The 14,178-nt window shown below is 46.1% G+C and carries 14 protein-coding genes; 10 read left to right on the top strand and 4 right to left on the bottom strand.

Annotation, left to right across the window (positions count from 1 at the left end; genetic code table 11):
• The first annotated feature begins 2 nt into the window (after positions 1 to 2).
• The 6 genes from ACY652_RS11460 to ACY652_RS11435 all read left to right on the top strand — a co-directional run bounded on the left by ACY652_RS11460 (position 3) and on the right by ACY652_RS11435 (position 7,159).
• Positions 3 to 293 (top strand): hypothetical protein, encoded by a 291-nt coding sequence (locus ACY652_RS11460; protein WP_462264508.1) that lies wholly within the window; start codon positions 3 to 5, stop codon positions 291 to 293.
• 23 nt (positions 294 to 316) lie between these two features.
• Entirely contained in the window at positions 317 to 607 is a 291-nt protein-coding gene (locus tag ACY652_RS11455) for a cell division protein ZapA (RefSeq protein WP_462268252.1), read from the top strand.
• A 211-nt stretch (positions 608 to 818) separates the two neighbouring features.
• The gene (rny, locus tag ACY652_RS11450; protein ID WP_462264507.1) at positions 819 to 2,405 is read left to right on the top strand and encodes a ribonuclease Y; all 1,587 of its coding nucleotides are present in this window, start codon (positions 819 to 821) and stop codon (positions 2,403 to 2,405) included.
• A 243-nt stretch (positions 2,406 to 2,648) separates the two neighbouring features.
• The gene (locus ACY652_RS11445) at positions 2,649 to 3,182 is read left to right on the top strand and encodes a DUF962 domain-containing protein (protein WP_462264506.1); all 534 of its coding nucleotides are present in this window, start codon (positions 2,649 to 2,651) and stop codon (positions 3,180 to 3,182) included.
• Between the two features lie 100 nt (positions 3,183 to 3,282).
• Positions 3,283 to 6,567 carry a TonB-dependent receptor gene (locus tag ACY652_RS11440; RefSeq protein WP_462264505.1) on the top strand — a complete coding sequence of 1,095 codons (3,285 nt, stop codon included), beginning with the start codon at positions 3,283 to 3,285 and terminating at the stop codon, positions 6,565 to 6,567.
• Positions 6,545 to 7,159 (top strand): N-acetyltransferase family protein, encoded by a 615-nt coding sequence (locus tag ACY652_RS11435; RefSeq protein ID WP_462264504.1) that lies wholly within the window; start codon positions 6,545 to 6,547, stop codon positions 7,157 to 7,159. Before ACY652_RS11440 ends, ACY652_RS11435 begins: the two co-directional genes overlap by 23 nt.
• A gap of 369 nt (positions 7,160 to 7,528) precedes the next feature.
• On the opposite strand, the gene ACY652_RS11430 is transcribed toward ACY652_RS11435, so the two are convergent.
• Positions 7,529 to 9,289: a lysophospholipid acyltransferase family protein gene (locus ACY652_RS11430; protein WP_462264503.1), complete on the bottom strand. Its 1,761-nt coding sequence runs from the start codon at positions 9,287 to 9,289 to the stop codon at positions 7,529 to 7,531.
• 60 nt (positions 9,290 to 9,349) lie between these two features.
• Between ACY652_RS11430 and ACY652_RS11425 the strand changes: the two genes are divergently transcribed.
• The 3 genes from ACY652_RS11425 to ACY652_RS11415 are packed head-to-tail and all read left to right on the top strand — an operon-like array spanning position 9,350 to position 10,999.
• Positions 9,350 to 10,207: a helix-hairpin-helix domain-containing protein gene (locus ACY652_RS11425; RefSeq protein WP_462264502.1), complete on the top strand. Its 858-nt coding sequence runs from the start codon at positions 9,350 to 9,352 to the stop codon at positions 10,205 to 10,207.
• Positions 10,204 to 10,731 carry an adenine phosphoribosyltransferase gene (locus ACY652_RS11420; RefSeq protein WP_462264501.1) on the top strand — a complete coding sequence of 176 codons (528 nt, stop codon included), beginning with the start codon at positions 10,204 to 10,206 and terminating at the stop codon, positions 10,729 to 10,731. Before ACY652_RS11425 ends, ACY652_RS11420 begins: the two co-directional genes overlap by 4 nt.
• A 28-nt stretch (positions 10,732 to 10,759) precedes the next feature.
• On the top strand, positions 10,760 to 10,999 hold the full coding sequence (locus ACY652_RS11415) for a hypothetical protein (protein ID WP_462264500.1): 240 nt from the start codon (positions 10,760 to 10,762) through the stop codon (positions 10,997 to 10,999).
• A gap of 315 nt (positions 11,000 to 11,314) precedes the next feature.
• Here the strand turns inward: ACY652_RS11415 and radC are convergent, their stop codons facing one another.
• Together radC and rpsT are read right to left on the bottom strand one after the other, a co-directional pair.
• Positions 11,315 to 12,013, bottom strand: coding sequence for a RadC family protein (gene radC / locus ACY652_RS11410; RefSeq protein WP_462264499.1), 699 nt, complete (start codon positions 12,011 to 12,013; stop codon positions 11,315 to 11,317).
• Positions 12,014 to 12,097: 84 nt separating this feature from the next.
• Entirely contained in the window at positions 12,098 to 12,352 is a 255-nt protein-coding gene (rpsT, locus tag ACY652_RS11405) for a 30S ribosomal protein S20 (protein WP_462264498.1), read from the bottom strand.
• Positions 12,353 to 12,485: 133 nt separating this feature from the next.
• On the opposite strand from rpsT, the gene ACY652_RS11400 reads away from it, so the two are divergent.
• On the top strand, positions 12,486 to 13,445 hold the full coding sequence (locus ACY652_RS11400) for a zinc dependent phospholipase C family protein (RefSeq protein ID WP_462264497.1): 960 nt from the start codon (positions 12,486 to 12,488) through the stop codon (positions 13,443 to 13,445).
• 99 nt (positions 13,446 to 13,544) lie between these two features.
• On the opposite strand, the gene ACY652_RS11395 is transcribed toward ACY652_RS11400, so the two are convergent.
• Positions 13,545 to 14,177, bottom strand: coding sequence for a hypothetical protein (locus ACY652_RS11395; RefSeq protein WP_462264496.1), 633 nt, complete (start codon positions 14,175 to 14,177; stop codon positions 13,545 to 13,547).
• Position 14,178: the final 1 nt, after the last annotated feature.

The raw sequence follows: 14,178 nt of genomic DNA, 5'->3' as shown, positions 1-14,178 counted from the left end.
AAATGCCATCCGTAGCTGAACAGTTAGCCAAAGTAGCCGATAAAACCGAGAGGTTAATTGCCATGTATTATGTGCTGCAGGAGGAAAACGACTTGCTGAAACTGGAAAACCAGTCGTTAACGGTGGCGCTGGAAACCAGTAAAAAGAAGACAACGGAGCTGGAGGAAAAGCTTCGTGTATTGAAACTGGCCAAATCAATTTCGGGCACAAATGAAAAAAGCCTTGACATCAAGCAAAAAATTAACGAATTTGTGCGGGAAATTGATAAGTGTATTGTATTGCTTAAAAAGTAATGCAAATAAGTGAACAAGCTCAGATGGGAGAAATCTCCATAAAAATAAACATAGCCGACCGCGTTTACCCTTTAAAAGTAAGCACGGAAGAGGAAGAAATTATACGCAGGGCAGCTAAACTGATTAATGACCGGGTAAAGGAATACCAGGAAAATTACGCAGTTAAAGACAAGCAGGACCTGCTATCCATGTGTGTACTGCATTATGCTACTACCTCGCTTAAAAACGAGCGCAAGGTAACTACAGAAGACACGGAGATAGCGGAGAAAGTGTATCAGCTGGATGATTTGCTGACCGAATTTTTTTCAAAGTAACGGATCGTTCTTTATATTAACGAGCAATTAAGATTTTGCCGCGGCCGGATTTTAAGTTTCACTAATTAAAAGCTGATGCTTGAGGGTAGTGCAGGGTATAGTTGTGTTTACGGGGTTTAGTAAACACCATGCCTTATAGCTGCCCTGTAAAGCAGTTTTCAATACAGACACTTGAGATTTAGTTAGCGGTTTTTTTATATATAACCAATTTATGAACACACTATTGTACATCATCATCGGCCTGCTCATCGGCGCCATCATCGGCATCGTGATTGGCCGCTATTTACTGCGCAAGCTCTTTAAAGAGCAGGAAGCAGCTGCGCAAACCAAGGTAAAAAAGATACTGAAGGACGCGGAGAACAACGCTGAAATTTTAAAGAAGAACAAAGCGCTGGAAGCCAAAGAACGTTTTTTGCAGCTTAAAACTGAACATGAACAGGAAGTAAACTCCCGTAACAATGGCATTAACCAGCGCGAGAACAGTTTGAAGCAGAAAGAGCAATCATTAAATTCGAAGCTGGAGAGCGCCAACCGTAAAGATCAGGAGCTGGACAATACGCGCAAAAACCTGGAGCGCCAAACCGAGGCTGCTGTAAAAAAACAGGAAGAAGCGGAAAAAAAGCAGGAAGAAGTAGAGCAACTGAAACAGCAGCACATTCAGCAACTGGAAGCTATTGCCGGGCTGAGCGCCGAGGAAGCCAAAAACCAGCTGGTGGATAACCTGCGCGAGGAAGCCCGCAGCAAGGCCATGATGCAGATTAAAGACATTGTGGACGAAGCCAAGCTAACGGCCACCAAAGAAGCTAAAAAGGTAGTAATCCAAACCATACAGCGTACCGCGACCGAGAGCGCCATTGAAAATACGGTATCTATCTTTAACATCGAGAACGACGAAATAAAGGGCCGCATTATCGGGCGCGAAGGCCGGAACATCCGTGCGCTGGAAGCGGCCACCGGTATTGAAATTATTGTAGATGACACGCCGGAAGCCATCATACTTTCGGGCTTTGACCCGGTACGGCGCGAGATTGCCCGCCTGGCCATGCACCGCCTGGTAACTGACGGCCGTATACACCCTGCCCGTATTGAAGAGGTGGTAGCCAAAACCCGCAAGCAAATTGATGAAGAGATTGTGGAGATTGGCGAGCGCACGGTAATAGATCTGGGCATACATGGCCTGCACCCGGAGCTGATCCGTATGGTGGGCCGCATGCGTTACCGCTCATCCTACGGCCAGAACCTGCTACAGCACTCGCGCGAGGTGGCCAACTTTTGCGCTACCATGGCGGCAGAATTGGGCCTGAACGTAAAACTGGCTAAACGTGCCGGCCTGTTACATGATATTGGCAAGGTACCTGATGATAACCCCGAACTGCCGCACGCCATTCTGGGTATGCAGTTAGCCGAAAAATATAAGGAAAACCCCGAAGTATGTAATGCCATTGGCGCTCACCACGACGAGATTGAGATGACCTCAATGATCTCGCCTATCATTCAGGCTTGCGATGCCATTTCGGGCGCACGCCCCGGTGCGCGCCGCGAGGTGGTAGAAAGCTACATCAGGCGTTTAAAGGAGCTGGAAGAGCTGGCCTTGTCTTATCCGGGTGTTGAAAAAACCTTCGCTATACAAGCCGGCCGCGAGCTGCGCGTGGTAGTAGAGAGTGAGAAAATAAGCGATGCGCAGTCTGAAATACTGGCGGCTGACATTTCCAACCGTATACAAACCGAAATGACCTACCCGGGCCAGATCAAGGTAACGGTAATCCGCGAAACCCGTTCGGTAGCATTTGCAAAGTAACCCGAAACTATATTAAAGCCCTCTTGCGTTAAGCAAGGGGGCTTTTTCATTTGATGAAAAGCATTCTGATAAGTGATTAAATATTTTTAGTGATTACTTTGCATACCATCCCACGTCATTGCGAGGTACGAAGCAATCCTCGGCCGTGCAGAGTCACGCTGTATACTGAGGATTGCTTCGTTCCTCGCAATGACGCATGAGGGATATATTATTAGCAATAAACTTGCTTTGTTTCATTTACATATGGCAAACCCCAACAAAGGCATACAACCGCAAAAGTTAAATAAATTCCCTGCAAACACTGCATTCAGCGCTGATGATTACTACCTGCTGTATAATCAAACTGCTCAGCAGCAACCGGCACGCACACTGCACCTGGTTGCTATTCCCTTGTTTTTATTCGGCCTGTTTGGTTTACTATGGGCAATACCCTTTCCGCATTTAGGCTTTTTAGGCACGTATAACGGCTTTTTTAACTGGGCCTCCTTCCTGCTGGCCTTTATGATCTATTTTTATCTGCGGCTGGCGCCCACCGTATCGTATCTGATTCTATTCTTCCTGTTGGTATGCGCTTATGGGGTCGTACAACTATCTGCCTGGCAGGTACTAAGCGGACCGCCGTTATGGGCAATCTGCGGATCGCTTTTTTTGGTTTCGGCCATTGCGCTTGCGTTTACAGGTAACGGGGAAACAGTAACAGATAAAGGGAAATTACTATTGGCTGCGCCTATATGGGAGGTATATACTTTATTGAACAAAAAGCCTCAGCAGCAATAGTTTACCTTATAGTTAATGTTAAGTATTCAATCTAATGATAATACAGGCTTAACATATACTTAACATAATAGCCCAACCTTTGTGACCAAACAGATCACAGATGAAGAAGCTATACTTTTTGCTTTCTATTTTAACGCTTACACTTATTGGCTATTCGGCCAGTGCACAAATTACCACGGCCACTGTAACCGGCCGGGTTATTGACAGCAAGGGCGCTACCTTGCCCGGTGTAACCATTACCATTTTAAACACCGGTACCAACACCCGTTACGGCACACAAACCAACGCCGAGGGCCGTTATACCGTTGCCAACGTTTCTGCCGGTGGCCCTTACACCATTAGCGCTACGTATGTAGGCTTTAAAAGAAACGACAATAACGATATTACCCTTGGCTTGGGCAGTGTTACCTATAATTTTATACTAACAGACGAAGCAACTTCATTAAAAGAAGTAAAAGTAACCGCCAGCGCCGGCCCTACCCGTACCGGTTCCACTACCCGCATCAATCAGGCGCAATTAAGAAGATTACCTTCTATCAGCCGCAGTTTGCAGGATTTTACCCGTACTACGCCGCAAAGCAGCAACAACTCTTTTCTTGGCACCAACTTTCGTTATAATAACGTAACGCTTGATGGCGCTATTAACAATGACGCTATTGGTTTCAGCCCCTCATCAGGAGGCCAGGGCGGTACTTCGGGCCAGCCGGGCAGCAGTACCCGCACCAACCCGGTATCAATTGATGCTGTTCAGGACATCCAGGTTTACCTGGCCCCTTATGATGTGAAGATTGGTAACTTTTTAGGAGGCAGTATCAATGCCGTAACACGCAGCGGCAGCAATACAGTAAGCGGCTCGGTTTATGCCTTTGGCCGCAACGCCAGCATTACCGGCCGTAATAAGGCTGGCGATAACTCTAAACTGCCTTCTTCGTTCCATGAATATCAAACCGGTTTCCGTTTAGGCTTTCCTATTGTTAAAAACAAATTGTTCTTTTTTACCAATGAGGAAATCACCCGCCGTCAGGATCCTGTAATTTTGGCCGCAGGCTCTGCCGATATGCCGATCATCAGCCGCGATCAAGCCGTACAAATCAGTAATTACATGCAAAACAATTACGGACTGAATGCAGGCAGCTATGATAATTACAATATCTATTCACGCTCAAACAAGTTCTTTAACCGTTTAGACTGGAACATCAGCGATAAGCACCAGTTATCTATCCGTAACAATACCATCACCTCACAGGCTACTAACCTGGAGCGTGACCAGCAGAACTTCCGTTTTGGCAGTATCGATTACAAACAGACCAATAACCAAAACTCTACTGTTGCCGAATTGAAGAGCCGCTTTAACAACAGTGCATCCAACAGCTTAATTTTAGGTTATTCTGATATTCATGACTTCCGCAGCCCTATTTCAAATCCGGCTATTCCTCAAATCGAGATTGCATCAAACGGTGGCACCATCTTTTTAGGTACCGACCGTGAGGCCAGCATCTTTGATATGAAGCAGAAAACATTTGAGTTTACCGACAACTTTACGTTGGTTAAAAACAACCATACCTTCACTTTCGGTACGCACAATGAGTTTTATAACATCAATTACGGCTTTGTAAACAGCTGGAACGGCCGTGTAGCTTATCCGAGTGTAGCCGCATTTTTAGCCAATCAGCCAAGCCGCGTTCGTACAAATTACAACTATGCTGATAACACCCGCGATAACATTATTGCCAACCCGCCGGCGCAGTTTAAGGTAAACTTATTTAGCTTATATGGCCAGGACGAAATTCAGGTAGGCGACAACCTGAAGATTACACCGGGACTGCGTTTAGACCTGGCAGACATGCCGAACAAACAGCCATTGAGCGTAAAAACCACAGGCGCTCCTGTTGACCCACGCTATGGCACTACTTATACCTATACTAAGCCAGACGAAATCAGAAACGACTTTTTAGGCCAGATACAGTTCTCGCCACGTTTAGGCTTTAACTACGACGTAAACGGCAACCAAAGCTTAATCGTTCGCGGTGGTACAGGTATCTTTACCGGCCGTATTCCGTTTGCCTGGTTAGGTTATGCCTACTATAACAACGGTGCTACCTATGGCGCTTTCGACAGACGCTATACCTACACCGGCACTACACCTGCTACCCCTGCTGCCGGTAGCGATCCCATCCGCGATGCCTTAACCGGTACCGGCGAAGCCGGCTTTGCCCAAAAACAGGGCGTAAACGTAAACAACGCCGCAGGTGCTACCCAGGTGGATTTAATTGACAACAACTTTAAAATGCCGCAGGCCTGGAGAAGCAGCTTAGCCGTTGATTATAAAACCGACGACCAGTGGCGCTTTACCGTGGAAGGTATCTATACCAAAGTAATCCACGATTTGCAGTTTAAGCACATTAATCTGGTGGATAATGCTATTTATTATCCATATGATGTAAACAAGCAACAGCCCATCTACCGCCCCGTGGCCGCCCCTACTACCGCTAACCCGGCAGCAACTACGCAAGCCATCAACCCGCTGTATACCAATGCTTACCTGTTAACCAATACCGATAAAGGTTACCGTTACAGCATTACCGCTCAGGTAGCAAAAAGCTTTCCGTTCGGGCTGGATGCAAGTGTAGCTTACACTTATGGCCGCTCAAAGGACATTACCAACGGTATCCGTAACTCCATGGAATCTAACTGGCAGTTGAACCAGGCCCTGAACCCGAACAACCCGGACCTGGCTTACTCTAACTTCGATATCCGCAGCCGTATTGTATCTACTATTAACTACCGTTTAAACTGGAACAAGGCTAACAAATGGATCTCAAACTTTGCTGTGTTCTTTAATGCACAATCAGGCACGCCATATTCATTAGGCTTTGTAAATACCACAATTGATGGTACCGCCCAAACTGTAAGTTTGGCTTATATTCCTAAAACCGGCGAAACGCAAAGCTTATTTGCTGCAACACCAGCTGGTATTGCCCAGGCAGCAGCCTTTGATGCTTATATTGATGGCAACAAATACCTGAGCAGCCGCCGCGGTAACTTTACCGAGCGTAACGGTGCCCGTACCCCCTGGAACTATCAGGGCGACTTCCGTTTCTCTCAGGAGTTTAACATCCTTAAAAACGGCAAGGCGGCACATACCATTACCTTTACGTATGACATTATCAACTTTACCAACCTGCTGAACAAGAACTGGGGTATTCAGTACTTCTCGCCAAACACGTTTAACTCTACCTCAAGCGTAGGCTTAACGCAGGTTACCGCAGGTACAGCTACCACCAACCCGGTGTACAGCTTCAACCAGGCAAATACAACCAGCTACTCTAAAGATTTCTTTGCCTCACGCTGGCAAATGCAGTTTGGTTTACGTTATAGCTTCTAAAATCAACACCTTATATCAACTGAACGCCCTGTACCTGTACAGGGCGTTTTTTATTTACCTTCGCGGCTACAAAATTTTCGCTATGCATACCACCAAGATCATCATCAGACCTATGACCATTGCAGACCTTCCGCAGGTGCTGGACATTTATAATGATGTGATATTGAATACTACTGCAGTATACAGTGAGCAGCCGCACACCCTGGCTATGCGCACCGCCTGGTTTAACGAGCGCAGCGAGGCCGGCTTCCCGTTATTGGTGGCTGAACATGAAGGCAGGGTTGCCGGCTTTGCGGCCTACGGCAACTTTCGCGCCTGGCCCTGCTACCGCTATACGGCCGAGCACTCGGTATATGTACACCAGGATGCACGCGGCATGGGCATCAGCAAACTGCTGTTGCAGCGCATTATTAAACTGGCGCAGCAAAACGGTATTCATGTACTGATTGCCGGTATTGACAGCGAAAACACAGCCAGCCTGCACCTCCACCGCCGCTTCGGTTTCGAGCAGGTGGCCCACTTTAAAGAAGTAGGTTTTAAGTTTGGCCGATGGCTGGATCTGGTATTCATGCAGTTGGTTCTAACGCCGTAACTGTTCGGGAAATTTTCAGCTGAAAACCTATCTTTTCCATCCTGCGGACATGAAAACAGGAGGTAAATAAAGCCGGTAATCGGCACAACTAAAAGTTGTAAAAAGTGTAAACCCTGCTTTTTTGCAACAAGCTGAATATCAAATTTTTAGACAGAATATTTTTTTAAAAGTGTAAACTTTGGGTTTACACTTTTTTACCCTTTGCTGAACTGGTCAGGGAGGTACAGCACTCCTGTCCGCAGAACGGGAACCAGGGGATACTAATCTGTTTCATCATGATGCGAAGATGGGGTACATCAGCTGAAACACCTTATGAACCCTTATAGCTCTATATCCGGAAACACCCGGTTTGTGAGATATGTATTGCTGTTAGGATTGCAGATTCTTGCCCAGCTTTTCCAGCATATCTTTAGGTACTTTCATTAAATCCAGCACCAGAAAGCCGTCTAAGCAATCGGCAAATTTAGGGTCGATATTAAAGCAGATAATTTTAGCATTAAGGGCAATATACTGCCGTAACAGTACCGGCAGCTTCATGTTACGGGTCTCGATCTCTGAAAGTATGCTGTCCAGCCCTTTCAGCGTATCTTCTCCGGACATGAGTAAATCGGTATCAATACTGCTAAAATCTACTTTAAACTTCTTTCGCGGCTTTACATATTCCGCCATCTCATGGTCGAAGTGATGGCGGGTAATGTAATCCACGATCAGCGATTTAGAAAAATCCGAAAATGTATTACTGATACTTACCGGCCCGATAAGGTATCGGTAACGCGGATTATCGATCAGGTACTTTAATATTCCCTTCCATAGCAAAAACAGGGGCAAAGGCTTTTGCTGGTATTCCTTGCGTACCCATGAGCGGCCCAGTTCTAAACTGGTTTTAAGCACCTCGGTAAACTGCGATTTGATCTTGAAGAGATTGGCCGTATAAAAACCGCTCTTGCCCATGCTGTAATAAATCTCATCGCCCAAACCTATACGATACGCGCCCACAATCAGCTGTGCACTGGCATCCCAGATAAACAGGTGATGATAATAAATATCATATTCATCCAGATCCACTGCCTTGTTGGTACCCTCGCCCACTTCCCGGAAGGTAAGCTCGCGCAGCCTCCCGATTTCGTTGATCACCTGCGGAATGGCCGAAGCCGGTACAATGTAAACTTCGTAATCCTTCTCCGTCCATATTTTGTAGGATGCATCCAGCGCAGCAATTTCTTGTGCAATAACGTTCACCGGCGTTTCGCCGGCAATGGTTTTGGGCGTACGGCGGATTTTAAATAGCTGGCCTGGGTTAAAAATACGCTTGTAATGTTCCAGGCCGGTGCCTAACGCATACGTTTTGGCGCGCAAAAAACTAAGCAGCCTGGCGGGGTTGCCGGCATCGGGAATGTTTTTTACCTGTATAGGTTTGCCAATGCGCAGCTTAATGGTTTGCCCGTGCTTGTTTAAAAACTCCGAAGGTAATTTTGCGGTACGCAAGGCAGGATGGATAAAGCCAAGCAGATTGAACAATATACCGTTATTACCATGAAAATATACAGGCACCACCGGCACTTTGGCCCTGGCAATGAGCTTACCTACCACAGGGTGCCACATCTTATCGGTAACCTGCTGCTTATCTAATTGAAAAGCCGAAACCTCCCCTGCCGGAAATATACCTATTGGTGTACCCGAGGCCAGCAGCTCAAGCGTGGTTTTTATACCGCTGATACTGGATGAGTGTTCTATATTTTCAAATGGGTTTACCGCCACAAAGTACTCGCTCAGGTTAGGTATCTTTTTCAGGATGAAGTTGGCCATCAGTTTGGCCTCGGGCCGCACCATACAAAGTATTTTCAGTAACACCAGCCCTTCTACCCCACCATAAGGGTGGTTGGCAATGGCAACGAAGCTGCCCGCAGAGGGCAGATTTTTCAGTTCGTCTTCATCAAACTCAATTTCAACCCCGATGATTTTCAACACCGCATCAATAAAATCCACCCCCTGCCTGGTTTGCGCCTGCTCAAAAACTTTATTAATGTCGTTTATCTTCATTACCTCCATCAGCAAAGCGGCCAGGCCGGGCATTTTCAGCTTATCCAGCCTGGTAGCTTTGGCAAATTCATCGGTGGTAATTATTTTCATGGGTAGCTTTTTCAATCAGAGTGCCTAAAATTAAGTATTTCTTTATATTTAAAGCCACCAATGCCCGGTTCAATCAAAACTCAAATCAAAAACTATCTGTCGCTTAGTAAGAAAGAGTGGAACGGCATGATGGTATTGCTATGGTTGATTGCAGCTGCACTTATTGCGCCCGAAGTGTATACCCGGCTGCATACACAACCTGCAATAAATACAAGGCAACTGAGCGCAGCCCTTGCCCGCCTCAGCCAGGTAAAGGCTGAAAACGGCGGCATACCCGGCGCTTCCCCGTCATCACCTTCCCGGTTTAACCCCAATCACCTGAACAGTGCCCGCTGGGCGCAGTTAGGGCTTAATGCACATCAAATCAGCACTATTCAGCATTATGAAAGCAAGGGCGGAAAGTTCAGGAGTAAGCAGGATGTAAAGAAGATGTATTCGCTTACTGCAAATGATTATGCCCGGCTGGCGCCTTATATTGATTTGCCCGACAGTGTAAGTAACCGTAAAAATGCGCCCGCTGCCATTGTGGATTTGAATACAGCCGATTCGGCTAAGTTAACGCAGGTAAACGGTATTGGCCCGGCTTATGCCATGCGCATTTTACATTACCGCGAGCGGTTAGGCGGCTTTCATCATAAAGAGCAATTAAAGGAAGTGTTTGGCATTGATGAAGGCATGTACAATACTCTAAAAGCACAGTTTACGCTACGTAACCGCCGGGTAAAAAAAATCAACATCAATACGGTTGAACTGGACGGATTAAAGAACCACCCCTATTTAAACTTTAAACAAGCTAACGCCATTATACAATACCGTAAGCAACACGGCAACTATGAGTCGCTTGCCGAATTGAAGAATATAGCCATATTGGATGAACAGATTTTACGTAAACTTGCGCCCTATCTTACACTCAAATGATTGATACCGCTATTAAGGCTGCCATACGCGACATCCCCGATTTTCCCAAACCCGGAATTGTATTTAAAGATATTACCCCGATACTGAAAGATCCGGCGCTCTGCGAAAATATTCTGAATGCTTTTGTAGAACAGTTGCAGGGCATGCGCATTGATGCGGTAGCAGGTGTGGAAAGCCGGGGCTTTTTGTTCGGCCTGTCATTAGCGGGCAGATTAGGGGTACCCTTTGTACCGGTGCGCAAGGCCGGTAAACTACCGCATACGGTAAAGCAAAAGGTATATGAACTGGAGTACGGCTCGGCCACCATTGAACTACATACCGATGCCTTTGAACCGGGCAGCCATATCCTGATACATGATGACCTGCTGGCCACCGGCGGCACCGTAACCGCTGCCAGCGAACTGATTGATGAAATGGGCGGTATTGTTGCCGGCTTTACCTTTGTAGTGGGCTTAGGCTTTTTAAAAGGACGGGAACGTATTGAAACGTTAGCTGATAAAGTGGTGATATTGACAGAATATTGATACGCGAATATGATTAGTAACTTTAACTATGACATTAGCCACCATAAGTAAACGCTTAATTACTTATTTAACAGCGGCAGAAGAGAACAAAGTAAAGGCTATATATACATTGCTGAAGGAAGACATTGAAGACAATCAGCAATTTAAGTTCACAGATGAAGAGTTTGCCATTCTGAAGCATGAACAGGAGCTGCATTTGGCCGGTAAATCCAAATCATACAACCGCCAGAAAGCAATGGAAATTATAAGAGGACAAAAAGGCCTATAATGTTTACTGTTGTTTTTTAAAGCCCCGGGCAATTACAATGCTTAAAAAGGCTTATGCATGGTGTGAAGAACAGAAAGAGGGCTTGGGAGAAACGCTATTGAAAGAAGCGAATATTTGATTCGATAAGTTAGAAAAACAACCCGGAATTTATGCCATCGTTAAGGGAAACTTCCGGGAAATCAACCTGCGCACGTTTCCATATGTACTTGTTTTTAGCATTGAGGAAACAGAAGTAATTATATACACTGTATTTTATACCAGCAGAAACCCCAAAAAGAAGTTCATTAAATCATAACTGGTAATCAGCTTTATTTCTTACAGTAACCCTTCATCGCCAAAGCTGAGATAACCTTGCCCGGCAATAATGATGTGGTCAAGCACACCAATATCCAGTATACGGCCGGCGTTGCAAATCTTTTTAGTGAGATCGATGTCCTGCTGGCTGGGCTTTAAGTTACCGGAGGGGTGGTTATGCGCCAGTATAATGGAGGATGCCTGGTGTTGCAAAGCCACGTGAAATATAATTTTAGGGTCGGCCACCGTTCCTGATAATCCGCCTTTACTGATGAGTTCTTTAGACAGCACTTTACAGTTGCGGCCCAATAGCAATATCCAAAATTCTTCGTGGTTTAAATCCATCAGGTGGCGGCGCAGGCACTGGTAGGCGCTGCGGCTGCCCTGTATTATTTCGGGGGCTTTGGTTTCGGTTTCGTCCCTGCGGCGGCCCAGTTCAAGTGCCGCTATAATAGAAATGGCCTTAGCCTCGCCTATGCCCTTGAATTTGGAAAGTTCTGCTACTGATACCATGCCCAGTTTATTCAGGTCATTATCATAATGGTGCAGGATGCGCTTGCTCAGTTCCACGGCAGATTCGTTGCGGCTGCCCGAACCAATCAGAATGGCAATCAGTTCCGCATCGCTTAATGCACGGCGGCCCTGTGCGTTTAGTTTCTCGCGCGGGCGGTCTTCCTCGGCCCAGGCCTTGATACTGATTTTGGTTTCATACGCTTCCATGCCCTGAAACTATTTAAAAATCGGCATAAAACAAAAAAGGGATTTTGCTTTGCGCAAAATCCCTTTTCCTATATCTGGTAAAGATTATTGTAAGCCGTTTACAAACCTGGTCAGCTTCGATTTGTTGTTTGAAGCTTTATTTTTGTGGATTACGTTCTTTTTAGCTAAACGGTCAAGCATTGAGATCACCTTGGTTAAAAGCGGTGTAGCTTCTTCCTTAGAAGTTGTACCCCTTAACTTTTTAATAGCGTTACGGGTGGTTTTTGCCTGGTATCTGTTGCGTAAGCGCTTCACAGCGTTAGCCCTGATTCTCTTAATTGATGATTTATGATTTGCCATTGTAGCTGGATATTCTTATTATTTTCGGACTGCAAATATAAGATGATTTTTATTGAATGTCAAATGCGTTTTTAAAAATGTTTTATTTTATCTTTTACTGCACTGCCTATAAGTGTTTTAACTTTACCGGCGCATGAAACGCGTGTATACCTGCTTGCTGGCTATATTGGTTATTATAACCGGCACCTCGTGGGGCTTTTATGCGCATTACCGTATCAACCACTTAGCGGTTTATATTTTGCCGCCAGCCATGAGCAGTTTTTATAAAGCCAACATCAGCTACATTACCGAGCAGGCTGTAGCACCAGATAAACGGCGGTATGTGGACTCGGCAGAAATTCCGCGCCACTATTTTAACGCCGACCATTATGGCAAAGACCCCTTCCATACCGTGCCGCAAAAATGGGAAGATGCAGCGCAGAAGTATTCTACCGATACGCTGATCAAATACGGAACATTGCCCTGGGTGATACAGGAGAATTATTACAAACTGGTTAAGGCATTTCAACAGCACGATACTACTGCCATACTGCATACCTCAGCCTACCTGGGCCATTATGTTGCCGATGCCTGTGTGCCGCTACATACCATCAGTAACTACGACGGGCAGCTTACCCATCAAAACGGTATACATGCACTTTGGGAAAGCCGCCTGCCCGAATTATTCGGACATACGTACCGTTACTACACCGGCAAGGCCCGGTATATAGACAATCCGCTATGGCAGGCCTTTATAATTTGCCGCGGCTCCTACAAATGCACCGATTCTGTATTGAGGTTCGAACGGCGGCTTAATGCCACTTACCGGTCGGGCCCTAAAATGGAACTGGTAAAGCGTGGTAACCGTAAAATATTGCAGTATACCTACGGTTATAGCATGGCGTACCAGAAAGCATTGAATAACATGGTTGAGCGGCGGCTAAGGATGGCCATCTTATGGGTAGGCAGTTTCTGGTACTCGGCCTGGGTTGATGCAGGGCAGCCCAACCTCAACCAATTGATTGCACAACCACTTACTACCGGGCAACTTGAGCAACTGAACAGTGAACAGGCAGCCTTTAAGGCAGGCAAGCCTTTACCGGAAAGTAAATAGTTTTTTCAGAAAGCTGATTGAAGATTTCAGACAGGCAAGCACTTTGCCATCACTTTACAAAAGCACAAACATTTTTTAAACATTACTATAACGCGTTATCTAATACCTCACTTTAAAATGTTCTTTAACCTGCCCCGTTCTGAAATAAACCAGTTGCAGCCAGAATAAATCAATAGTTATGGTAACCAGCGGATGCGCTCTTAATTGCTGAAAAGTGTTTTCACCCTGTGGCTGCCGGTACAGCTGATAGATGATCAGCATACTGCCAGGGTGTACAAAGGGCAAACACTGCTCCACTATGGTTTCTATAGCTCCGGTTATTGCGGCATCAACAAAAATCACATCGGCAGCAACAGGCTGCCGCCCACCGTTATGCTCCGGATGGAGAGCCGCAGCGCCTGGCGCTGCCAGTTGAAACAGGTGCTGAACCGCCATATTGCCGGTGCCCGAAAACATATAAGTTGCAGGGTGCGCGTCCGCTACCAGCCGGTATAACAGCTGCCATACCTTATACGGCGTGGCTGTAAAATTACCGTCATTTCTAAATCTGATGTAGGCGCTTTTGAGGTCGGCGTAAGCATCTTTGGCACAAAATTCGTAAATTACCTTATCAACCAGCCGGTATACAAAAGGCGAATGCAAACCGTGCCTGTTGTTGGCCGTAATACGGTGCCAAAGGTACTTTGCGGAGAGCCGGATGTTGAACATGGCTGCAAAAATAGCTATTGCCATA

The sequence above is a fragment of the Mucilaginibacter sp. genome, assembly GCF_965200995.1.
Taxonomy (GTDB): Bacteria; Bacteroidota; Bacteroidia; order Sphingobacteriales; family Sphingobacteriaceae; genus Mucilaginibacter.
The sequence above is the reverse complement of the archived record's forward strand: the minus strand, read 5'-3'. Positions and strand labels throughout refer to the sequence as shown.

Excerpts from the sequence above, each read along its gene's own strand:
- ACY652_RS11395 (WP_462264496.1), bottom strand. The coding sequence starts at position 14,177 with ATGGCAATAGCTATTTTTGCAGCCATGTTCAACATCCGGCTCTCCGCA.
- ACY652_RS11460 (WP_462264508.1), top strand. The coding sequence starts at position 3 with ATGCCATCCGTAGCTGAACAGTTAGCCAAAGTAGCCGATAAAACCGAG.
- rny (WP_462264507.1), top strand. The coding sequence starts at position 819 with ATGAACACACTATTGTACATCATCATCGGCCTGCTCATCGGCGCCATC.
- ACY652_RS11425 (WP_462264502.1), top strand. The coding sequence starts at position 9,350 with ATGCCCGGTTCAATCAAAACTCAAATCAAAAACTATCTGTCGCTTAGT.
- rpsT (WP_462264498.1), bottom strand. The coding sequence starts at position 12,352 with ATGGCAAATCATAAATCATCAATTAAGAGAATCAGGGCTAACGCTGTG.
- ACY652_RS11415 (WP_462264500.1), top strand. The coding sequence starts at position 10,760 with ATGACATTAGCCACCATAAGTAAACGCTTAATTACTTATTTAACAGCG.
- ACY652_RS11400 (WP_462264497.1), top strand. The coding sequence starts at position 12,486 with ATGAAACGCGTGTATACCTGCTTGCTGGCTATATTGGTTATTATAACC.
- ACY652_RS11440 (WP_462264505.1), top strand. The coding sequence starts at position 3,283 with ATGAAGAAGCTATACTTTTTGCTTTCTATTTTAACGCTTACACTTATT.
- ACY652_RS11420 (WP_462264501.1), top strand. The coding sequence starts at position 10,204 with ATGATTGATACCGCTATTAAGGCTGCCATACGCGACATCCCCGATTTT.
- ACY652_RS11455 (WP_462268252.1), top strand. The coding sequence starts at position 317 with ATGGGAGAAATCTCCATAAAAATAAACATAGCCGACCGCGTTTACCCT.
- ACY652_RS11430 (WP_462264503.1), bottom strand. The coding sequence starts at position 9,289 with ATGAAAATAATTACCACCGATGAATTTGCCAAAGCTACCAGGCTGGAT.
- radC (WP_462264499.1), bottom strand. The coding sequence starts at position 12,013 with ATGGAAGCGTATGAAACCAAAATCAGTATCAAGGCCTGGGCCGAGGAA.
- ACY652_RS11445 (WP_462264506.1), top strand. The coding sequence starts at position 2,649 with ATGGCAAACCCCAACAAAGGCATACAACCGCAAAAGTTAAATAAATTC.